The sequence below is a fragment of the Parabacteroides faecis genome (assembly GCF_014647375.1).
Classification (GTDB): domain Bacteria; phylum Bacteroidota; class Bacteroidia; order Bacteroidales; family Tannerellaceae; genus Parabacteroides; species Parabacteroides faecis.
Genome location: NZ_BMPB01000001.1, coordinates 572,598 through 595,380, shown reverse-complemented (window position 1 = coordinate 595,380; position 22,783 = coordinate 572,598). Strand labels below are relative to the sequence as shown.

Annotated in this window: 13 protein-coding genes; 10 read left to right on the top strand and 3 right to left on the bottom strand. The window is 45.6% G+C overall.

Annotated elements, in window-relative coordinates; all coding sequences use genetic code 11:
* Window positions 1-184: 184 nt before the first annotated feature.
* Both IEY67_RS01865 and IEY67_RS01860 read left to right on the top strand, forming a co-directional pair.
* Entirely contained in the window at window positions 185-1,666 is a 1,482-nt protein-coding gene (locus IEY67_RS01865) for a DUF3943 domain-containing protein (protein ID WP_183670185.1), read from the top strand.
* A 94-nt stretch (window positions 1,667-1,760) separates the two neighbouring features.
* Window positions 1,761-2,423, top strand: coding sequence for a hypothetical protein (locus tag IEY67_RS01860; RefSeq protein WP_221267778.1), 663 nt, complete (start codon window positions 1,761-1,763; stop codon window positions 2,421-2,423).
* Between the two features lie 9 nt (window positions 2,424-2,432).
* Here the strand turns inward: IEY67_RS01860 and IEY67_RS01855 are convergent, their stop codons facing one another.
* Window positions 2,433-4,109 (bottom strand): SulP family inorganic anion transporter, encoded by a 1,677-nt coding sequence (locus IEY67_RS01855; protein ID WP_183670187.1) that lies wholly within the window; start codon window positions 4,107-4,109, stop codon window positions 2,433-2,435.
* Between the two features lie 317 nt (window positions 4,110-4,426).
* Between IEY67_RS01855 and rbr the strand changes: the two genes are divergently transcribed.
* The 8 genes from rbr to IEY67_RS01815 all read left to right on the top strand — a co-directional run bounded on the left by rbr (window position 4,427) and on the right by IEY67_RS01815 (window position 20,722).
* Complete coding sequence (rbr, locus tag IEY67_RS01850) at window positions 4,427-5,005, top strand: rubrerythrin (RefSeq protein WP_122374698.1); 579 nt, start codon at window positions 4,427-4,429, stop codon at window positions 5,003-5,005.
* Window positions 5,006-5,151: 146 nt separating this feature from the next.
* Window positions 5,152-6,045, top strand: a complete 894-nt coding sequence (locus IEY67_RS01845) for an ABC transporter ATP-binding protein (protein WP_183670189.1) — start codon at window positions 5,152-5,154, stop codon at window positions 6,043-6,045.
* Between the two features lie 21 nt (window positions 6,046-6,066).
* Complete coding sequence (locus IEY67_RS01840) at window positions 6,067-9,384, top strand: golvesin C-terminal-like domain-containing protein (protein WP_183670192.1); 3,318 nt, start codon at window positions 6,067-6,069, stop codon at window positions 9,382-9,384.
* Window positions 9,385-9,403: 19 nt separating this feature from the next.
* On the top strand, window positions 9,404-10,900 hold the full coding sequence (locus IEY67_RS01835; RefSeq protein ID WP_122353691.1) for a TolC family protein: 1,497 nt from the start codon (window positions 9,404-9,406) through the stop codon (window positions 10,898-10,900).
* 6 nt (window positions 10,901-10,906) lie between these two features.
* Complete coding sequence (locus IEY67_RS01830; RefSeq protein ID WP_122353690.1) at window positions 10,907-11,968, top strand: efflux RND transporter periplasmic adaptor subunit; 1,062 nt, start codon at window positions 10,907-10,909, stop codon at window positions 11,966-11,968.
* A gap of 17 nt (window positions 11,969-11,985) precedes the next feature.
* Window positions 11,986-15,162: an efflux RND transporter permease subunit gene (locus IEY67_RS01825; protein WP_183670194.1), complete on the top strand. Its 3,177-nt coding sequence runs from the start codon at window positions 11,986-11,988 to the stop codon at window positions 15,160-15,162.
* The gene (locus IEY67_RS01820; protein WP_183670196.1) at window positions 15,159-19,901 is read left to right on the top strand and encodes an efflux RND transporter permease subunit; all 4,743 of its coding nucleotides are present in this window, start codon (window positions 15,159-15,161) and stop codon (window positions 19,899-19,901) included. The genes IEY67_RS01825 and IEY67_RS01820 overlap by 4 nt, the downstream gene beginning before the upstream one ends.
* Before the next feature lie 107 nt (window positions 19,902-20,008).
* Window positions 20,009-20,722 (top strand): hypothetical protein, encoded by a 714-nt coding sequence (locus IEY67_RS01815; RefSeq protein WP_183670198.1) that lies wholly within the window; start codon window positions 20,009-20,011, stop codon window positions 20,720-20,722.
* A 177-nt stretch (window positions 20,723-20,899) separates the two neighbouring features.
* On the opposite strand, the gene IEY67_RS01810 is transcribed toward IEY67_RS01815, so the two are convergent.
* Window positions 20,900-21,154, bottom strand: coding sequence for a DUF6722 family protein (locus IEY67_RS01810; protein ID WP_183670200.1), 255 nt, complete (start codon window positions 21,152-21,154; stop codon window positions 20,900-20,902).
* A gap of 70 nt (window positions 21,155-21,224) precedes the next feature.
* Window positions 21,225-22,766, bottom strand: coding sequence for a sulfatase (locus IEY67_RS01805; protein WP_183670202.1), 1,542 nt, complete (start codon window positions 22,764-22,766; stop codon window positions 21,225-21,227).
* Between the last annotated feature and the right edge of the window lie 17 nt (window positions 22,767-22,783).

Below are 22,783 nucleotides of genomic sequence, written 5' to 3'. Positions count from 1 at the left end.
TAATTTGTAAAAGAAAACATGAACATCCGGTAGAATGTACCTGGATTTAGTATGTGAAGTAATTCATGGAATCATTCTGAGCTGTTTAAAGTTTGGACACTTTATCATTCGTCTGTATTCCGACATCTTTGGTAACTTTTAAAAATAAGAAAATCAGAACTGTTTATTCCATTATCTTTGGAACATGAAAAAGTTCGTGATAGGATTGTTTACATGTTTATTATCAGTTAGTTCTGTATATTCCCAACTCGCAATAAGGCGTCAGCTAACAGTACCTGAAGCTCCTGATCCGCTTGATCTTTCTTATTATTCTCCAAAGAAAGGATTTCAGGCGGGAGCAACTGTTTTCAGCATCAATATGGGAGTCTGGATCTTTGACCGGTATATCCAGAAAGGAGATTTTGCCTATATCAACGGACAGACGATTAAAGAGAATTTCAGGCATGGTTTTATATGGGATAATGACAAGATGGGGACGAATATGTTCTTGCATCCTTATCACGGCAGTTTGTATTATAACGCAGGACGTTCGAACGGATATAATTACTGGCAATCGGGGCTGTATGCGTTTGCCGGGAGCTTTATGTGGGAGATGTTTATGGAATGTGAATATCCTTCTACCAATGATATAATAGCGACACCGATCGGAGGGATGGCGTTGGGAGAGGTGTTCTATAGGGCATCCGACCTGATACTGGATGACAGGAAAACCGGGGCTGCTCGTTTTGGGTGTGAATTTGCTTCGTTCGTAGTTTCCCCGATGCGTGGGCTTACCCGTATTATCAACGGAGATGCCTGGAAACAGAGACCTACGTCGGGTAAACAGTTCGGAGTGCCGGACGTGAGTGTCGATATCTCGATGGGGATACGGGCTCTGGAACTGGAGGATGATATTTTCGATAAAGGGGTCGGATTCGCTTCTGAGATCAATATCGAGTACGGCGATCATTTCGATGCAGAAAACAGAAAACCTTACGATTACTTCTCTGTAAAAGCAAACCTGAATGTGCAAGCCTCACAACCGGTATTGGGGCAATTGAATATTATCGGCCGTCTGATGGGAAAAGAATTGATAGATAATAAAAAACATTATCTGAGCTTGGGGCTTTACCAGCATTTCGATTATTATGATTCGGATACTATTTCCGATATATCTTCTAAAACTCCTTATAAGTTCTGTACACCGGCATCGTTCGGAGGTGGTTTGGTATATAAGAATAAACGGTTCAAACGCTGGGATATAGATGCGTATGGTCATTTGAACGGAATACTTTTAGGCGGGGCATTAAGTGATTATTATCGGGTAGACGAACGGAATTATAATCTGGCAAGCGGATACAGTACGAAAGTCGGTTTCAATTTTATATATAAGAAGGATAAATTCTCAGCATCTACCACGTATGAGGTTTACCATATGTTTACCTGGAAGGGGTATCCGAAAGATATTGATTGGGATAATTTTAATCCGAAAATCCTGGATGCACAGGGAGACCGTTCGAAAGCAATCCTGCATGCAGTCGGTTTGAGGTTGGATGTTAAGTTGTGGAAAGGTTTGTATCTGACCGGATCGTTTATGAATTATTCCCGCCATACGGATTACAAATATTTTGAAGAAGTTTTTTCTCATACTTCGGAAGGACGTCTGATGTTGACTTATAAATTATAACGATTTGCACTTAACAGAGTAGGGGGATTTTTCGTTTTTTCTGTCTAATCAGTAGTAAAGCGAAAAGAACATAAAACGATTGCTGTTGTGGATAATGATGCTATTTCCGGTTTTGGCTGGTGCAAGTGAGGATGGATTCAAATTCAAAAGATGGGAGTTTGCCCTCTCCGGAGGATTAAATAATAATTATGCCTGGGAGGTGGAGCCGTCTTTTACCTATTTTATTTGTAAATATGTAGGTGTAACGGGAGGAGTTAATTTTACAGGTCAGTTCTATGATGAATATTATTCCGGACCAGCTCCCGGCGGCCCGGATTTGAAATGGTTTATCAGTTCGGATGATTCGAATGCGAAACGGATACTTTTCCGTCCGGCTATCCGGTTACGTACTCCTAATATAAATAAGTGGGGAGACCGTGATCTGTGTGTGACATTCAATGTGGAGCCGGGTATGTATATGGCGGTTCCTGTCAACGAGCACCTTCAGATCGGCTATAGGGAAGAAGACTATCTCGTTACGGGAATATTTAAGGAAAATGTTACGAATACGAATGGGGAATGGTTGTACTGGAATGTAAAGAGCTTTATGCAGATAGAAGTTGAAAGCTGGGTATTTTCAGCCGGATATACCATTTCCAATTATGATGTATACGGTGGCAGACGAAATATGGTTATCGAACGGAAACCGTTGAACGATATGCTCTGGAAGAAGAAAATGACACATGCCTTCTTTCTTTCTGTAGGTATTCAGTTTTAAAAGAAGCGGTTATTGGACCGCTTCTTTTGCTTTCTTTACTGCTTCATTGATATTCGAGCAAATATTTTCAGCACCTATTTTTTGTTCGAACCCTGATTTTTTCAGTACCTTCCGCACGTGTTCATTTACACCGGATAAGATCATATGAATATGTTCTGCCTGGGATAACCGGAACAGGCTTTCCAGGTTATGAAGTCCTGTGGAATCCATGAACGGGACTTTACGCATGCGGATGATACGTACCTTCGGTTTGTCGCCTACTGTTTTCATTACACCATCGAATTTGTTGGCTATACCGAAGAAGAACGGTCCGTCTATTTCATACACTTCCACTCCTTTCGGCAATGTCAATACTTCTTCATTATGGCGGATTTCGCCTTCACTGGAGAGATCTATTTCATCTCTGGTGACTGAGATATGTGTTGTTTCTGCCACACGGCGCATAAACAGGAACATCGCTATCAGCAAACCGATCTCGATAGCGATTGTCAGGTCGAAGATAACGGTCAGCAGGAAGGTTACCAACAGGACGGAAACATCGCTTTTCGGATTCTTCATCAGTGAACGGAATGTACGCCATTCACTCATATTATAGGATACGATGATCAACACCCCTGCCAGGCAAGCCATTGGGATATGCTTGGTAAGCGGTCCGAGGAATAACAGGATCAATAACAATACTATTGCATGGATGATACCGGCAACAGGAGTACGGCCACCGTTATTTATATTCGTCATGGTACGCGCAATAGCTCCTGTTACGGGAATACCGCCGAAGATAGGAACAACAATATTGGCTGCTCCCTGTGCGATCAGTTCTGTGTTTGAATTATGTTTATCGCCTGTAACACCATCGGCGACGGTCGCTGAAAGAAGTGATTCTATGGCTCCCAGCATGGCGATCGTGAAAGCCGAAGGAAGCAACAAATTGATTGTTTCCATATTGAAAGAAATAGCTTCCGGCTGTGGGAGGGAAGCGTTGATGGTAAAATGATCGCCAATTGTTTCTATACCGGTAATACCTAAATGGTTACGCATAATATAAACAACTACAGTCATTACGATGATAGCGATCAGTGAACCCGGGATCTTTTTGGAGAGCCGGGGGGAGAAGACGATAATGAATATACTGATGATCCCGATGACGAACGACCAGATGTTGATCGTATGGATATGTTCGAAATAGGCGATCCATTTGGAGATGAAATCGGCCGGAATTTTTTCCATTGTCAGTCCGAACAAGTCTTTCATCTGTGTGGTAAAAATTGTCAGTGCAATACCGCTGGTAAACCCTACAACGATCGGGTAAGGGATGAATTTTATGACTGTCCCGAGCTTTAACGCTCCCATAATCACCAGTATGATACCTGCAATGACGGTCGCAATGGCAAGTCCTTCGATACCGAAATTCTGTATGATACCATATACGATTACAATAAACGCTCCGGTCGGACCGCCGATCTGGACATTGCTGCCTCCCAGGAAAGAAACAATAAAACCGCCTATGATGGCAGTGATCAGTCCTTTCTCCGGACTCACTCCTGAGGCGATACCGAATGCAATGGCTAGCGGAAGGGCAACAATACCCACAATGATCCCTGCCATCAGGTCTGCCATGAATTTTTCTTTGGAATAGTTCTTCAGCGCCGAAAATAGTTTGGGCTGAAAATCAAATTTGCTCTCCATTTCTCTGCCTAATATGTTAAATTTTGATGCAAAGATACAACAATATTTATCGTAAAGCATAAAAGGTAGGATAATTTGCAATGTCGACATTACAAAATTAGAAATAATAGAACTACTTTTCTTTCAAGAGAAAAGTAACATTCAATTCCGCCAACGGGTATACTCTATCTTTCCTGTTATAAATGCTATTTATGAATCGATAGATATATTTTAAGTAAAATAATGAATTAAAGTTTTAAACATTTTCATACTTTTGGGAGTTATTTGAATAGGGCGATTAGACAAACTCATTTTATACTACATATATAATTAGCATTATGGAAAAAAGTATTAAAGGTACACGTACCGAACAAAATCTGCTTAAATCATTTGCCGGAGAATCTCAGGCAAGAAGTCGTTACACATTTTTTGCAAGCGTAGCTAAAAAAGAAGGTTACGAACAAATTGCAGGTGTATTCATGGAAACAGCTGAACAGGAAAAAGAACATGCAAAGCGTTTCTTCAAATTCCTGGAAGGCGGTATGGTGGAAATTACTGCTTCTTATCCTGCCGGTATAATTGGTACGACAATGGAAAATCTGGCTGCTGCAGCCGATGGTGAAAACGAAGAATGGGCTGATTTATATCCTGCTTTTGCCGATATTGCAGAAGAAGAAGGATTTAAACAGATTGCCGTTGCCTTCAGAATGATCGCAAAGGTGGAAGCCGAACACGAAAAACGTTATCGTAAATTGTTGGCAAATCTGACTGAAGGTAAGGTATTCGAAAAAGATGAAGCTATCTTCTGGCAGTGTCGTAACTGTGGTTTTGTGATCGAAGCAAAGAAAGCTCCGATGAAATGTCCGGCATGCGAACACCCGCAGGCATTCTTCGAACCAATGAAGCAGAACTATTAAAATCTTCTATTAAAATCAAGAATTTAGGCGTCCCTATCCAAAATATGTTGGATAGGGACGTTTTTTGTTTGTATTCATGTGAATAAAATATATCTTTACCAGCCTATTATAACTTAATTCTAATTTTCTCCTGAATAGTTGACCAAATGAGTATATCGATAAAGAACCTTAATAAGGTGTATCCGAATGGAAACCACGCCTTAAAAGATGTGAATCTGGAGATACCGACAGGTATGTTTGGCTTGCTAGGGCCGAATGGTGCCGGAAAATCTACGTTGATGCGTATCCTGGTCGCTTTAATGGAACCGACCTCCGGGCAGGTCGATATCTGCGGATACGATTTACTGAAACAACGTAAGGAGATCAGGAGTATATTGGGTTATCTTCCGCAGGATTTCCGTTTCTTCGCCAAATATAAGACACATGAGTTTCTGGATTATGCTGCCCGTTTGTCGGGGATGACTAATAACAGGCAACGCAAGCAAGCGGTGGATGCCATGCTTGAAAATGTGGGTCTCTTCGATGTACGTGAACGGTATGCGAACAAACTGTCGGGAGGTATGAAACGTCGTTTGGGAATTGCCCAGGCACTGATCCATCATCCGAAAGTGATCATTGTGGATGAGCCGACAACGGGGCTTGACCCTGAAGAACGTATCCGTTTCCGTAATCTGCTGTCGGAGGTGAGTGAGAATGATGTGACGATCATCCTTTCTACTCATATCGTAGGAGATATATCCAGCACCTGTAACTGCATGGCGCTGATGAATAAAGGAGAAGTCTCTTTTTACGGTTCCCCCCAGGATATGATGAAACAGGCGGAAGGGAAAGTATGGCGTATTAAAGTGACGAGTGATGAACTGCATGAAGTGGATAAGAAATATCCTGTTATTTCTACCATTCCTTCCGGTTCCGGATGGGAAGTGCAGGTAGTGGCTGATGAGATCGAAGGATATGAGGCAGAGTCGTATCCTCCCAATCTGGAACATGCTTATGTGTATTATATGGAGAATAAGTTAAATCTCTGGACCAACGATTAACAACCCCTTAATAGACCCTTTATGTCGTTTATCAACAATATACAATCGGTAGCAAAATACGAAAGCAAAATATTGATCCGGAGTTGGTTCTTTAAAGTGTTTATGGTACTGGCGATACTGATACTCGGATTCTTTGACTTCGGCATGCTCGTGGCAGACGATGGTGGAGGCATGTGGATGCTGAAAGCACTTCCTTCCAATTTGCCTTATGTCAATCTGTTACTGCTTAATACCGGCCAGGCGGTGATCTGTATCTTTCTTGCTTCGGAATTTTTGAAGAGGGATAAGAAACTGGATACCTCGGAGGTCTTTTATGTCCGTCCGTTGAGTAATGCCGAATATGTGATCGGGAAGATATGGGGAAACCTGCGGGTATTTCTGATACTGAACCTGATCGTGATGGGAATGGCATTAATTTTCAATCTGATCACTTCGGGAATGGCGGTAGATTGGGGAGCGTATCTTCTGTATTTCTTCCTGATAAGCATCCCGACACTGGTTTTCATTATCGGTCTGTCTATTTTCCTGATGCTGGTGTTGAAGAATCAGGCGCTTACCTTTATTATCTTACTGGGATATATCGGGCTGACATTGTTCTATATCAGTGATAAGTTCTATTATCTGTTCGATTATATGGCCTATAGCCTGCCGTTGGTGAAGTCGGGTATCGTCGGTTTTACGAATTGGGAAACGGTATTGAATCACCGGGCTATCTATTTCTTTGCCGGACTGGCTTTTATATTCTTTACGATCTTTCTGTTCCGGCGGTTGCCTAATTCGTCACGCAGCAATTATCCGTGGTTATTCCTTTCGTTCTGTATGTTGCTGATAAGTGGTGCGGCAGGGTATAAACATGTTCATTCCATTCTGGGACAAGGGGAGATGCGGACGTTGTATACGGAAGTCAATAATAAATATGTACATACTCCCAAAATGATCATCGAGCAGTATGATATTTCGCTGGAGCAGCAACCGGAAACATTCGTTTCGGAAGTAACGATGAAGGGGTTGGCACTGGAACCGGCTGCGGTATTTACTTTCTGTCTGAATCCGGGGTTACAGGTACAGGAGATAAAGAGGGGAGGGAACAGCCTCGATTTTAAAAGGGATAATCAGATCCTATTGGTTGATTTCGGTCAGGAGATCATCCCGGGCGATACGGTCACTTTCTCCGTTAAATATGGAGGGAAGATCGATAGTAAATTCTGTTATCTGGATATTCCGGCAGAAGTTTTACAGAAAGAATACAAGAATTTCCTGTTCAATATAGATAAGCAATATGTATTTCAAACGGACAATTACCTGTTGTTCACTCCGGAAACCTATTGGTATCCACGTCCGGGAACATCTTACAGCAATATGAGTCCGGACTGGCAGCAAACCTATTTCAGTAAATTCGGTTTGCAGGTGAAGCCACTTCCGGGATTGACTCCGCTTTCACAGGGGGAAGGAGTAAAGGAGGAAGACGGATCTTATTCGTTTACACCCGAATATCCGGTACAGGCTATTTCTCTGATCGTGGGAAAATATAAACAACAAAGTCTGGAGTCGGACAGTACAGTATATAGTATATGGCATATCGAAGGGAATGATTACTATACGGCTACATTCGATTCTATCCTCGATACGATACCGAGTTTCGTCCGTAATATGCGGGAGAACCTGGAACGTACCTATCGGTTGAGTTATCCGTTCAACCGTTTTTCTGTGATTGAAGTGCCGGTACAATTTTCTACCTATACCCGTGCCTGGTCGCAAGCCCAGGAAGCTGTCCAGCCCGAGATGGTCCTTTTCCCGGAAAAAGGGTGTGTCTTCGGACAACTCGATGTAGATAGAGCCTGGCGTAACCAAATAAAATGGTCGAAAAGGGGCGGGCGTGAAATCACTGAAGAAGAGGCGAAGATACGTGCGCTGAATAATTTCTTCTGGATTTTCCAGCGACCGGAAGGGAACTATAATTTCTCTTCTGCCGGACGGGGTAATTACAATATTTCTTCACAGGCAAATCCTTATTTCCTGTTTCCCCAGTTATATAATTACCGATATAACATCTTTTCTCCCGATTGGCCGGTTGCTAATGCGGCTATCGAACTTTACCTGCAGAAGAAATCGGATAACTACGGCTGGGAACGTGATATAAACGGTATCAGTAATAATGAAAAAGCAAGCCTGTTGATGGAAAAACAGGGATTTAAGGAACTTCTGGCTAATGTAGAGTACCGCAATTTACTTGAAAATATCGTCAGCTTGAAGGTCTACCGCCTGTTTGCCGATCCGGAGATCAGTATCGGGGTGAACGCGTTCAGGGATTCTGTGTATGCATTGCTGGAAAAGAATACATTCCGGAATATCCAGTTTGAGAGTCTGTTGGATACATTAGGGAATATCAGCCATACGGATATCCGTTCGGGACTGTCGGAATGGTCGTATCCTACGCCTCTGCCTTATTATACACTGGGACGGCCGGAAGTAACGCGGATCACGAATCGGGGACAGGAGGTCTTTGTCCTCAGGATGCAGGTCAGCAATAATTCTGATCATGACGGAATTGTTCATATAGATATACAGGGAGTGGGCAGACGCGACCAGAACAACATCGATCCGCGCACCAGCCGGAAGATTCCTTTAGCGGCCCATCAGACAAAAGAGTTGGTGTCCGTATGGGAAGAGGCACCGCGTGATGTCACTGTCAATACTTTGATATCCGGTAATCTGCCGAGTGTGATCAATCAACCTGTAGGGAATATCAAACAGGAAAGAAGGCAGAATATAGATACCGAGGGTGATTTCATCGTTTCAACTTCTTCGCAGGATATTGAAGGGGAGATCATTGTCGATAATGAAGATACGACTTTGTTTGTCCTGTCTGAACCGGATGTAGTGGGTATGCTGCCTAAATGGTTGGATAAAGTAGAGGATACCTCGTTCAAGTACTCCGGTGTCTCCGACTGGCGGCCACCCTTGCAATGGACAGCTACGACGAATGCTAATTATTACGGAAAATACATCCGTTCCGCTTACGTGATAAAAAGCGGTAACGGCAGCCAGACGGCTACCTGGAAGATTCCGGTACCTGCCGAAGGACAGTATGATGTTTATTATTATGTCAGCAAGAACAATGAAATGCGGTATAACGACCGTGCCCAGGGAGAGTACCGTTTCAAGGTAAAACAGGGAGAAGAGACGGAGGACGCTTATATCGACCTCCGGAAAGCGAATGAGGGATGGGAACAGTTGGGTGTCTATTATTTTGTAGCCGATACTGCATTTATCGTCCTGACAAACGAATGTAAATTAAGAAGTGTAACGGCGGATGCCGTCAAACTGGTAAAACGTTAATCATTAAAAGTCTACTTATATGCAAAGAGAGTTATTACGGATGAAAAAGATGCTTCTTACGGTTCTGGTCCTCTTGGGAGTGCCGCTGGCATCTCACGGGCAGTTGTCGCTGACTATCGAGAAAGCGTTGGATATTGCGGAAGAGAACAGTCCGAACCTGCGCCGTTCGCATATGAACCTGGAGCGGTATCAGGAGACGCTGGTTGCACAGCGGGCTTCCCTCAAATCCAAGTTTTCCCTGAACCTGAATCCGGTGGGATATGAGAAGAACCGCCGTTTTGACAATCGTTTGTCACAATGGTATACCAATGAATCATTTACATCAAGCGGAACTTTCCGGGTCGATCAGCCTATCTTATGGACGGATGGAGAGATCTCTTTGATCAATACGTTCGGCTGGCAGGATAACAACTCCAATATCGACGGTGATAAGAATAGTAATAAAGCGTTCAATAATAACCTCTATCTGCAATTATCCCAACCTATCTTCACTTATAACAAGCGAAAAATGGAATTAAAACAGATAGAATATGATTATGAGAATGCCCATATCAGTTATGCCCTGCAACGTCTGAATACGGAAAAAGATATCACGAATCAGTTCTATAATGTGTATATGGCTCAGAGCCAGCTGGCCATTACCCGCGAAGAGTTGGTAAATGCCCAGCAAAGCTATGATATCATCAAGAACAAGGTGGAGGCCGACCTGGCAGCCAAAGATGAGTTATTTCAGGCAGAGCTGAACCTGGCTACGGCTCGTTCTTCAGTGGAAGAACAACAGGTATCTCTTGAGAATACGAAGGATAAGTTGAAACAATCGTTAGGAATGAACCTGGATGAAGACCTGATGGTATTTGCCGAGATAGAAGTCAAGCCGATCGATGTCAACCTGCAACAGGCAATTTCTCACGGTCTGGAATCACGTCTGGAACTTCGCCAGCGGGAAATCGAGAGCGATGAACTCGGTTTTGATATGATCAAGACAAAAGCATTGAATGAATTTAAGGGAGATATATCCGTCTCTTTTGGTCTGATCGGCGATAATAAACGTTTTGATAAGATCTATGAGAATCCGACACAGAATCCGCGGGTAGCTATCAGCTTTACAGTACCGATCTTTGACTGGGGGGAAAAGAAAGCCCGTATCCGTGCGCAGAAAGTAGCTCAGAATATCAATAAACTCGATTTCCATGAAGATAAGGTCGATATCGAACTGAATATCCGCCAGGTATGGCGTAACCTGGAGAATCTCCGGACACAGATCAAGATCGCTGAACAAAACGTGATGAATGCACAGCGTACGTACGACCTAAACCTGACCCGTTACCGCGAGGGCGATCTGACCGGTATGGAAATGAGCCAGTTCCAGACACAGTTGTCGAATAAGAAGATTTCTTATACACAGGCGCTTATCAACTATAAGATCGAATTGTTGAATCTTAAAATACTCTCTTTGTACGATTTTGAAATGAATACTCCGATCGTTCCGATGAAAGACTTAATCTCAGAAAAATAATCAGTTATGAAAAAATATAATCATACCCTTGTATCTCTTTTATTACTAGCCGTAATAACAACCGGTTGTAACAACCAGCCGCAAAATGCTCCCAGCGATATCGCCACGCCGGTATCCGTAAAGGAGTTGAAAAAAGGTTCTATCAGCAAACTGATCAATACGACCGGTACGGCACAGCCAACCTATGGTGTCGATCTCAATTCCGAGATGAGCGGTTTGTATAAATTGCAGGTGAATCCCAAGACGGGAAAACCGTTCAAGTTGGGTGACCTGGTTTCAAAAGGACAGTTGATCATCCGTTTGGAAGATAAAGAATATGAGAATGGCATTGCTATAGACGCTAAAGAACTGAGTCTGGAAATAGCCGAGCAGGAACAAACGAAACAAAAGGCTCTTTATGAAAAAGGCGGCGTGACACTGAGCGAAATGCGTAACACCGAAGTGAAGGTGACGAATGCCCGTTATGACTTGGAGAATGCGAAACTCAACCTGGAGAAGATGAATGTGAAAGCGCCTTTCGACGGAGTAATCGTCAATCTGCCTCATTATACGACAGATGTAAGGGTAGAGCAGGGAAAACCGATGGTCGGATTGATGGATTATGCCCGGATGTATATGGATATCAATCTGCCGGAGAGTGCTATCAGTTATGTGAAAGCCGATCAGCCGGTGTTTATCACGCATTATACATTGCCGGAAGATACGTTGAAAGCCGTGATCAGTGAACTGTCGCCGGCTATCAGCACGGAAACCCGTACCTTCAAAGGGAAGATACTGATCCAGAACGGTGGCCTGAAACTGCGTCCGGGTATGTTTGTTAAGGCGGATATCGTGGTAGACCGTGCCGATAGTGCCATTATCATACCGAAAGATGTCGTACAATCCAACCGCCGCCGTAAATATGTATTCATTGTAGACAAGAATACGGCCATCCTGCGGAATATCAAGACAGGATTGGAGGATGAAGATAATATAGAAGTACTGGAAGGCCTTCGTGAAAATGACAATCTCGTTGTCAAAGGCTTCGAGACATTGAAGGAGAATAGTAAAGTGAAGGTACAAAAATAGGGGCGGAGAGTAGTATTATGAAGAACATTGTCAAATTTGCAGTAAGCAATCCGGTCACAATCTGTATGGTCGTACTGGCAATTCTGTTGCTGGGAAAGATATCGTACGATCAGTTGAGTGTGGACCTGCTGCCCGACCTGAATAATCCCCGGCTGTTCATCGAGCTGAAAGCCGGCGAACGTCCGCCGGAAGAGATAGAGAAGCAGTTCGTCAAAAATATGGAGTCGATGGCGATCCGGCAAAGCGATGTGACACAGGTTTCGTCGGTAGTCAAGGCCGGTTCGGCCCGTATCACTGTGGAATATACCTGGACGAAAGACATGGATGAGGCTTTCCTCGATTTGCAGAAAGCGATGAATCCGTTTTCCCAGAATAAAGATATTACCGAGCTGAAGATCACACAACACGATCCCAACCAGTCGCCGGTTATCCTGATCGGTATGTCCCATCAGACTATAACAGATATGGCGGAGCTACGAAAAGTAGCAGAGAGTTATATCCGGAACGAATTGATCCGGTTGGAAGGCGTTGCTGAAGTAACTTTGTCCGGCCAGGAGGAAAATACCCTGATCATACAGACCGACCCGTATAAACTGGATGCTTTCGGATTGAAGATAGAAGATATTGCCTCCCGTATCGAGGCGAACAACCAAAGTATATCCGGCGGCCGTGTCAGCGAGCTGGGATTGCAGTATCTGGTAAAAAGTTCCAGTCTGTTCGGCTCGGAGGCTGATTTTGAAAATCTGATCGTCGGCTATAAGCCTGTAACGAAGCAGGAGACGGCAGCGAATGCCTCTCAGAATACAGGGACGGATGCGGCGGCAGACAAGGCTCCGCTTTTCCTTCGGGAAGTCGCTACCGTTCAATTTGAGAATGCGCGACCCGATAATATCGTCCGCATCAACGGGCAACGGAGTATCGGGCTTTCCATCTATAAGGAAATGCGTTATAATACGGTCAAGGTGGTGGATGGCGTATCCCGTCAGCTGGCTGTTATCGAACAGGCGTTGCCCGGGTATCATTTTAAGGTGATAACCAATCAGGGAACGTTTATCAAGAATGCGATCGGAGAGGTGAAGGAGAGTGCAGTCCTGGGTATTATCCTGGCTGTCATCATCCTGTTTGTTTTCCTTCGCCGGTTCGGGACTACATTGATTGTCAGCATGGCTATTCCGATCTCGATCGTGGCGACTTTCAATTTGATGTTCTTCAACGGACTTACGCTGAATATAATGACGCTCGGAGGATTGGCGCTGGGAGCCGGGATGTTGGTGGATAATGCCATTGTGGTTATCGAAAGCATCTTCCGGAACCAAGAGAGAGGCGTACCTGTGAGGGAAGCGACCATAACCGGAACTTCCGAGGTAGCGGGGGCGGTGATCGCTTCGACGCTGACTACGATTGTGGTGTTCCTGCCGATCGTCTATCTACATGGGGCTTCGGGCGAGTTATTCAAGGACCAGGCATGGACGGTGACGTTCTCGCTGGTATCATCGTTGTTTGTGGCTATATTGGTGATTCCGATGTTGTATGATCGGTTGGTGAAACATTCTCATTCTTCCGGTGAAAATGACACACCCCCTGCCCCCTCTCAAGAGGGGAAAAGGATACCTTTGGACACTAAGAGGAAATTAGGAGGAACAGGTCTTCAGATGACAGGTTACAGCCATATTTTACGAAGTTTGATCAGTCATCGCTGGATTGTTATCGGTGCGGCTGTCGGCTTGATGGTCGTAACGGTTTTCCTACTGCCGTTTATTGGGACGGAGTTTATGCCGCGGACGGAAAGCAAGGCGTTTACTGTCCTGGTGAAAATGCCGGAAGGGACGCGGCTGGAACGTACTGCCTCGGCTGTCGACAACCTGGAACAGCTGCTTTATACCATTACGGGAGATAGCCTGTCGACCGTTTACAGCCATATCGGTGAAGGGAGCGGCTCGGAAAATGCCATTTTTGAAGGGGAGAACACGGCTATGATGAAAATAATCCTTTCTCCCGCCTGCCCGGTATCGCCAGAAGCGGTTATCGAACAGTTTGTACGTACGGCGGAGAATCCTGACGGATTGGAGTTGACTATCAAACAGGAAGAAAACTCACTGAGCTCGTTGCTGGGTAGCGAAGGCGCCCCTATCGTAGTCGAGGTGAAAGGAGAGGAACTGGACGAGATAGCCGCTATTACAGAAGAAGTGAAGAACCGGATGCAGGACGTTTCCGGCCTTTATAATATCATGTCGTCTATCGAAGACGGTGCCCCGGAGATCACCATCTCCATCGACCGGACGATGGCAGGTATCAATAACCTGAGCGTATCGACCGTGATCGAGCAGTTGAAACAGCAGCTGGGCGGGAAAGAGGCCGGAAAGATGGAATACCGCGGGGAGATGCGCGATATCATTATTAAAGTACCTGATATCCCGTTGCGTGCCCTGGGTGACCTGGTCATCAAGAACGGTGAACAGGAATTCCGTCTGCGCGAGATAGCGACCCTGGAAGAATCGCAGGCCCCGAAAGAGATCTACCGGCGTAACCAGAACCGTATCAGTAAAGTGATGGCTAATATGGATACGGGTAAATCGCTCGATAAGCTGGCGGAGGAGATCCGTCAGTCGGTCAGAGATATCGAATTGCCTAACAATTATTCAATCACCGTAACGGGAGAAGAGGAAAAGCGGCAGGAGTCGATGAATAGCCTGCTGTTCGCCCTTGCCTTGTCGGTCATCCTCGTTTATATGGTACTGGCATCACAGTTCGAATCGCTTTTGCATCCGTTCACGATCCTGCTGACCATTCCCTTGGCGGTAGTCGGCGCTATCCTGTTGTTTTTCCTGACGGGAACGACGATCAATATGATGGGTGTGATCGGTATCGTCATGCTGGTCGGTATTGCCGTGAACAACTCGATCATTCTGGTAGACCGCATCAACCAGCTGAAGACGGATCGCGACCTGACTGATGCGATTGTCGAAGCAGGCCAGCAACGTATCCGGCCGATTATCATGACGACGCTGACCACTATCCTGGCATTGCTCCCGATGACTTTCAGTTTCGGTGAAGGGGCTTCGCTTCGTTCACCTATGGCAATAGCCGTGATTGGCGGGTTAGTCACATCTACATTGATGAGTTTGATGGTCATTCCGTGTGTATATTATATTTTGGAGAAGGTGAAAACGGGCTTAATGAATAGAAGAGCATGAACTTTTTACTACATAGAAGAATAACTATCTGCATGTTGTTTATAGCACTGACCATGCTCGGTTACGTGTCGTATAAACAACTGCCGGTAGAGTTATTGCCCAACGCGGAACTGCCGACCCTGTTTGTCCAGGTATCCTCGCAGCAGGATATGGACCCTTCGTATGTGGAGTCGGAGGTGATCATCCCGCTGGAAGGAGCGATCAGTTCGATCGGCGGTGTAAATAAGATAGAATCATCCATCGACAGCCGCCAATCTTCCATACAGGTCGATTTTAAGAATACGGTGAACTTCAAGATCACTTCCCTCAAATTGCAGGAGAAGGTGAACGAGCTGGCTGCTACCTTCCCCGAAGGCTTTACGGTGCAGTTGCAGAAGGTGGATATCAGCCAGTTGGCGAACAACTTTATGGTTCTGCAGGTACGCGGTTCGGGAGGTGTCGACCGGGTGAGGAATATCGTGGATAAAGAGATCCGCACCGATCTGGAGAATGTCGACGGGGTGGCATCCGTAAATGTCTATGGCGGACGGGAGAAAGCGATCGAGATCCGGCTGAACCGGGAAGCCTGCAAAGCCCTGAACCTTACACCGTCTTCTATCAGTGGCCTGCTGACACAAAATACGCAGGATAAAGCCTTTGTCGGTTTTGCGAATGAGCCGGACAGCAAGTACTTTATCCATGTCAACGCACTTTATACGAAAGTATCCGATCTGGAGAATATCGTGGTCGCTCCCGGTCCGGTACTGTTGAAAGATGTCGCTACGGTCTTCTTCGACCTGAAAGAGGAGACTTCCTATAGCCGTGTGAACGGGAAAGATGCCGTCTCTGTCGCCCTGATGAACGATTCGCAGGCGAATCTGATCGACTTGTCTCACCGTGCCCTCGAGGCGATCGACCGGCTGAACGAGAAGCTGGCTTATCTGGACGTGGAGGTTGTGGTGCAGGAGAATACGGCGGAAACGATGGAGAACAATATCAACCAGATCATTAATCTGGCCTTGGTGGGCGGGTTGCTGGCCATACTGATCCTGTGGTTGTTCCTGAAGAACCTGCGGCTGGTATTCTTTATCGCTCTTTCCATACCTATTTCGGTCTATACGGCATTCAATTTCTTTTATGCGTTCGGTATAACGATTAACAGCCTGACGCTGGTCGGTATGGCGCTTGCGATCGGGATGCTGCTGGACAACAGTGTTGTCGTGCTGGAGAATATCTATCGCCTGTCGGCAGCCGGTTGTACGCCCGAACGTTCTGTAACGCAAGGAACGAAAGAGGTATGGCGTTCTATTGTGGCGGCAACGTTGACGACGGTCACTGTCTTCCTGCCGTTTGTCTTTTCTGATAATTTTATGATCAAGCTGATCGGACATCATATCGGTGTATCGATCATCTCTACCCTGACGATATCTCTGTTTGTTGCTCTGCTTTTCATTCCGATGGCAACATATGTGCTGCTTCGTCGGCAGGCAACTACAAATAGCAAAACAGTCTTTTACGAAAAAGTATCCATCACCCAGCGGGCTGTTCAGATTTATCTGGTTGCCCTGAAAACCTGTATGCGTAATCCGGGTGTGATGATTTTCGGTGCGATCATTCTTTTGTTTGTCACCCTCATTCTTTCCATCACACTGAATGTGCAGGGGATGAAGGAAGTGAATACCGACCGTATCAATGTCTATGTAACCATGCAGACAGGCAGTACGTTGGATAATGCGGATAAACTGGTACGGGTGGTTGAAGAGCGGCTCGATAGCTTTCCCGGGAGGAAAGAACTGATCAGCCGTATCAATGAGAAGAATGCAGTTCTTACCCTTACCTTTACCGACGATTTCGTGGAGAAGGCAGGCAGTAAGATGGCTGAATATAAAGCGTCTGTCCAGGGGCTTTTGTCTAATATACAGGGAGCCGAGATCTCTGTAGACGAGGCTACGGGCGGCGGAGGCGGATCGGCTATGGCCGGTTTGGGGAACTTTATGCGTCTGCTGGGGATCGGAGATAACCGGGAGCGGATCGTGATAAAGGGAGCCGATTTCGATGTAATGCAATTGGTGGCGGAAGATCTCCGCTATTATCTGGATGAACAGGAGTTTATCCGCCATTCGCGTGTCTCTTATAATCAGCGCCAGCCGGAAATACATCTGGATTTCGATCCGATCCTGCTGACTTCCTATGAAATTACCCGTGCTAATATTTCATCCGGGTTGGCTGCGCTCAATCCCGAATATTCTTCCGGTACTTCCTTCAAGATAGGAGAGGATACCTATGATATTATTATCCGTAACGATATCCCCGAAGAGGAGCAGGAACTGGGGGAAGAAGAGGAAGAAAATGTCGAAAATACCCAGAAGGAAAAGACAGTCGACGACCTGCGCCGTGTACAGATACAGAATGCCAACGGGGGGCTGCATAACCTGCAGGATCTGGCATCTATCAATTACGGACGGGGACGTTCCCGTATCATGCGTGTCAATCAGGACAAGCAGATCGAGGTTTTCTATAACTTCTCCAAAGATGTGGAATCGTCGAAAGATCTGCTGGAAGGATACCGTTCGGATATCGACCAGCTGGTTGCCAATTATAACCTGCCTGCAGGGGTTGCCGTAGAGGTCTTCCATGAGGAGGATGAGTTTGCCGATTTCAAGTTCCTGATATTGGCTGCTTTTATCCTGATCTTTATGATACTGGCTTCTGTCTTCGAATCGCTCGTGACACCTTTTGTATTGCTTTTCTCTATCCCGTTGGCTGCCATAGGCTCCTTGCTGGCTCTGTTGCTGACCAATAACAGCCTGTTGAATGCGAATACATTGACAGGATTCCTTATTTTGCTGGGAGTGGTGGTGAATAACGGTATCATCCTGATCGATTATTCCAATATTCTCCGTAAGCAAGGTTACAGGCGGAACAGGGCGTTAATGACGGCAGGCCTGTCGCGTATCCGTCCGATCCTGATTACTTCGATCACGACGATCGTAGCTATGTTTCCGTTGGCGATGGGAGATTCGGAATATGCCGGTGCGATCGGTGCCCCGTTCGCCATAACGGTCATCGGTGGTTTGACTTTTTCCGCTTTGCTGACATTGATCCTGATCCCTACTGTTTGTATGGGGCTGGAAAATACATTGGAGTGGTATCGCAGTTTATCCCGTAAGGTATGGGCACTCCATCTGGTTTTGTTCGTGTTGGGTGTAACCTGTATCTGGTTGTATGGCAACGGCATGTTGTGGCAATCCATTTACCTGGTCATCCTGATCTTCGGCATTCCGGGTGTTACTTATTTTGCACAGACCAGCTTGCGGCGGGCTAAATCGAAAGTGATCGATCCGGGAGAAGAGATACATATCTCTGTCCGTAACCTGGTGAAGATCTATGACTGGCCCGGACGTATCAGCCGCCAATGGAACAGCGGATTGCTTATTCGCCGGCATCTGGGATTGAGTAATGAATATCGTTCCCTGAAAGATTTTGTGAATGTGATATGGCTATTCGGTATCTTGTTCTTCGGAATCTATTTTACATGGTTCTTCATTCATAGTAAGTTATGGATCTTCCTGTTATCATTTGCCATCTATGCAACCCTGCTTTACCTGTGGCGGAAAGTACGGCAATATTTGTTCTTCCGTTTCGGAGATAAAAAGTGGGTGAAATATATAAACCGTGCGATCTTCTGGAGTATCCCTCCCGTCATTCTGTTTATCCTGTTCCGGAAGATGGATAATACGGGGCTGATTTCCGTTGTCGGACTTTTGTGGGCGTTCTGTATTGCAGTTTATATCTCTTCCCAGTATCTGTATGAGCGGGAGATCAATATCGAACGTATAAAAGGACGGCTTGCCGGTTTGCGCCGTTCCTGGTTCCGTATGGTGAAAAGTATTCCGTTGATAGGAAAACAACGAAAGCCGTTCAAGGCGTTGCGGGGTGTTTCTTTCGAGATCCGTACGGGTATGTTCGGTCTGTTGGGACCTAATGGGGCCGGTAAATCCACGCTGATGCGTATTGTCTGCGGTATTTTGGAGCAGAGTTACGGCAGTATATGGATCAACGGACTGGATACCCGTGTCTACCGGGAGGAATTGCAGAGCCTGATCGGTTTCCTGCCGCAGGAATTCGGTACGTACGAGAATATGTCGTCCTGGGAATTCCTCGATTACCAGGCTATCCTGAAAGGATTGACCGATAACGAGCAGCGGAATGAACGTCTGGAATATGTGTTGAAAGCCGTCCATATGTATGAACGGAAAGATGATAAGATCGGTTCTTTCTCCGGCGGTATGAAGCAACGTATCGGGATTGCTCTGATCCTGCTCCATCTGCCCCGTATCCTGGTGGTGGATGAACCTACTGCCGGGCTCGATCCGCGTGAACGTATCCGTTTCCGTAATTTGCTGGTAGAATTGAGTAAGGATCGCATTGTGATCTTCTCGACCCATATCATTGAAGACATATCCAGCTCCTGCAGCCAGGTGGTTGTTATCAATAAAGGTGAACTGAAATATTTCGGTGATCCGACGGATATGGTGGATATGGCAGTCGGTAAAGTCTGGCAGTTCCATATCGACCGGGATTCTTTCGAGCAGGTACTGGATAAAGCGATGGTGGTCCATCATATACAGGATGGCGATACGATACAGGTCCGTTATCTCTCTGTCGATTCTCCTTATGAAGGAGCGGTGCAGGTGGAACCGAACCTGGAAGATGCTTATCTCTGCCTGTTGAAAAATATGGAGGGGGGAAGCCGATAGCAGGATACCAGTGCTGAGCAGTGTAAGATGCTGGTGAAGAACAGTATGGAATGCTAGTGCTAAGCGGTATAAGATAATAGTGATAGATATGTAATAAAAAGATAGTTATGACAATAAAGCAATTGATACCTTTACTGCCCAAAGTAGTAAAATATAATCTGAAGATCATCTTTGCCGGCAAATTCATCTGGTTTTTGCTGGCTGCATTCGTGTTCTTTGCCTATTTTATGTTTCAGTCTGCCTGGAACCGTGCGGAGATCAATGAAGGGCTGATCTATGACCTGTTGATGTTTCCTTGTGTCTTGTTGGTTTTCTATCCTGCCGTATTCGGTATTCAGAACGATGAAGACAGCCGGATACTGGAGATACTTTTTGGTATTCCCGATTATAAATATAAGGTCTGGGGGGTACGTTTGCTGATGATCTATGTCGCTATTTTCTTTATCCTGGTCGCTTTTTCCTATTTGGCTACCTTGCTGTTGTATCCGGTCAATCCGTTTGAGATGTCTATCCAGTTGATGTTCCCGCTTGTTTTCTTCGGTAACCTGGCTTTTATGTTCTCCACGATAACGCATAGCGGGAACGGTACAGCCGTACTAACGATCATCCTGGCTATTCTCCTGATGATTACCAGTAAAATGAATTTCATAGAACGCTCTTTCTGGAATATCCTGCTGAATCCTTTTAAAGTGCCCGATAACTTCCTCCCGGTGATCTGGGAAGGATTGATCGTAAAGAATCGTATTTTCCTTTTGATAGGAGGGATCGTCTGGATGATGATTGGACTACTGAATTTGCAGAAGAGGGAGAAGTTTGTATAATAGAACAAGCACGGATTACACGTTTCTATTAATTAGATGAGTGTAATCCGTGCCTGAGTTATTGTTTTCAACTATTCTTATCTAACCAACGGCGACCTGCCGGAGATATGGCGAAAAGAAAAGCTCCAAGACCAGCAACACCTAAAAGGATATATAATAATAAAGCTGGTTCCATATTTATTTCTTTTTAAAGGTTAATACTATAAATCCAAAAATACCGAAAAATACCGCAATACTAACAGCGATTGTTATAATTAGAAATTTATCAGTATTAAGCTGTATAGCCGTTGTAATAACTGCTCCGCCGACTATTAGCTTCGATACGTCCAATAAATACATTCCATACTCTTTGCGAAGATTTATTTCTTCTCTCCGCATCTGCTCCTGTATGACAGGAACGGCTACAATCCTTGTCTTTTGCTTATTCTTCATAGTTAAATAATTTTGTTACAGGCAAAGATAGGATATATTGTTGAAAGAGGGTAGTGATCTCCGTTAATATTTATATCTCATCCGGCCACGGACAAGGCTTTCCTGTCGCTTTGAACGATGGGCGCTGTGCTTCCATTTTCCGTAACTGTTTCCCGAGGTCTTTGGATAGCTTCTTTACCAGTTTGGGATGAGTGGCGGACAGGTCGTTCTTTTCTCCTATATCGTCGGGAATATTGAACAATTCCTTCTTTCCGGTCTCGTAATAATAGATCAGTTTCCAGTCCCCCTGGCGGATCGTGCAGGTCGCTCCGATACCCGGACCGGTGTTTCCCCAAAGATTCGGGAAGTTCCAGTAGAGGCTGCGTCCCCTGGAAGGATCGCCGGTGTTGGTCAGTAACGGCATGAAGCTGACACCGTCGACAGGCTGGATCGTTTTGTATTTCTTTATGCCTGCCATTTCAAGGATGGTAGGGAAGAAATCTTCGATGATGAGGTATTTATCTGTCTTGGTTTGCGGCTGTACTTTTCCCGGCCAGCTGACGATCATCGGTTCGCGGACACCACCTTCATAGGCAGAACCTTTACCGCTGTTCAGCGGAGAGTTCTGGGTATGGGGAACACCGTCACGCCATTCCGGTTCGGCAGCAAGTCCGCCGTTATCCGACATGAAAAGGATGATGGTATTATCTGCCAGGTTATTCTTCTCCAGGTAATCCATGATATCTCCCAGGCTCTTGTCCATTCCCTCGATCAGGGCGGCATAAGCAGCCTCTTTCTCTCCCAGTCCCTTGTCGATATACTTCTGGTAGAAACGCATATCCTTGTCGATCGGGACGTGGATGGCGTAATGCGACATATACAGGAAGAACGGTTGGTCGTATTGCTGTGCCTTATCCAAGGCTTTCATGGCTTTCTGGGTTAAGGCTTCCGTGATGAAAATATCTTTTCCCCAATACTCATCCAATCCGGGAACGGCGAACCAGGGACTCGGTTTTCCGTCTGTCCGGTTACCGAAATTGGCTTCTCCCAGATAGCTTGCCAGTCCGCCACCGGCATGTCCTGCAATATTCACTTCAAAGCCAAAATGATACGGGTTCTCTCCCGGTGTATCGAGAGCTCCCCAATGTGCCTTTCCGCAGTGGATGGTATGATAGCCGTTATCTTTCAGTATTTGGGCCATAGAAGTGACCTGGTAGGTATGTTCGATGCCGGGAACTTCGCAGATACCGTTCACATTCCAGTCCGGTAGTTCCAGTACATCGCTTTTACGGTCGGTGGAGGCATTCTTCGGATAGGTCCAGTTCGTTACCCGGTGACGTCCGGCGTTCATACCGGTGTAGAGGCTGCAACGGCTCGGCGAACTGATACTGGAAGCATACGCCTGGGTGAACATCATTCCCTGATGGGCGAGACGTTCCATATTGGGCGTTTCATATACTTCGTTGTAATGGGTTTTTTCCTTCCAGAAGGGGAGGGAAGTATCCTGCCAACCCATATCATCTACTAAAAAGAGAATAATATTCGGCCGGTCCTGCGGGGTTGCCGCTTCGGCTTGTCTTGTCGTTCCCAGTAAGGGTATTGCTATGAGTGATACTAATATTCTTTTGTTCATGTTTGTATATTTTATCT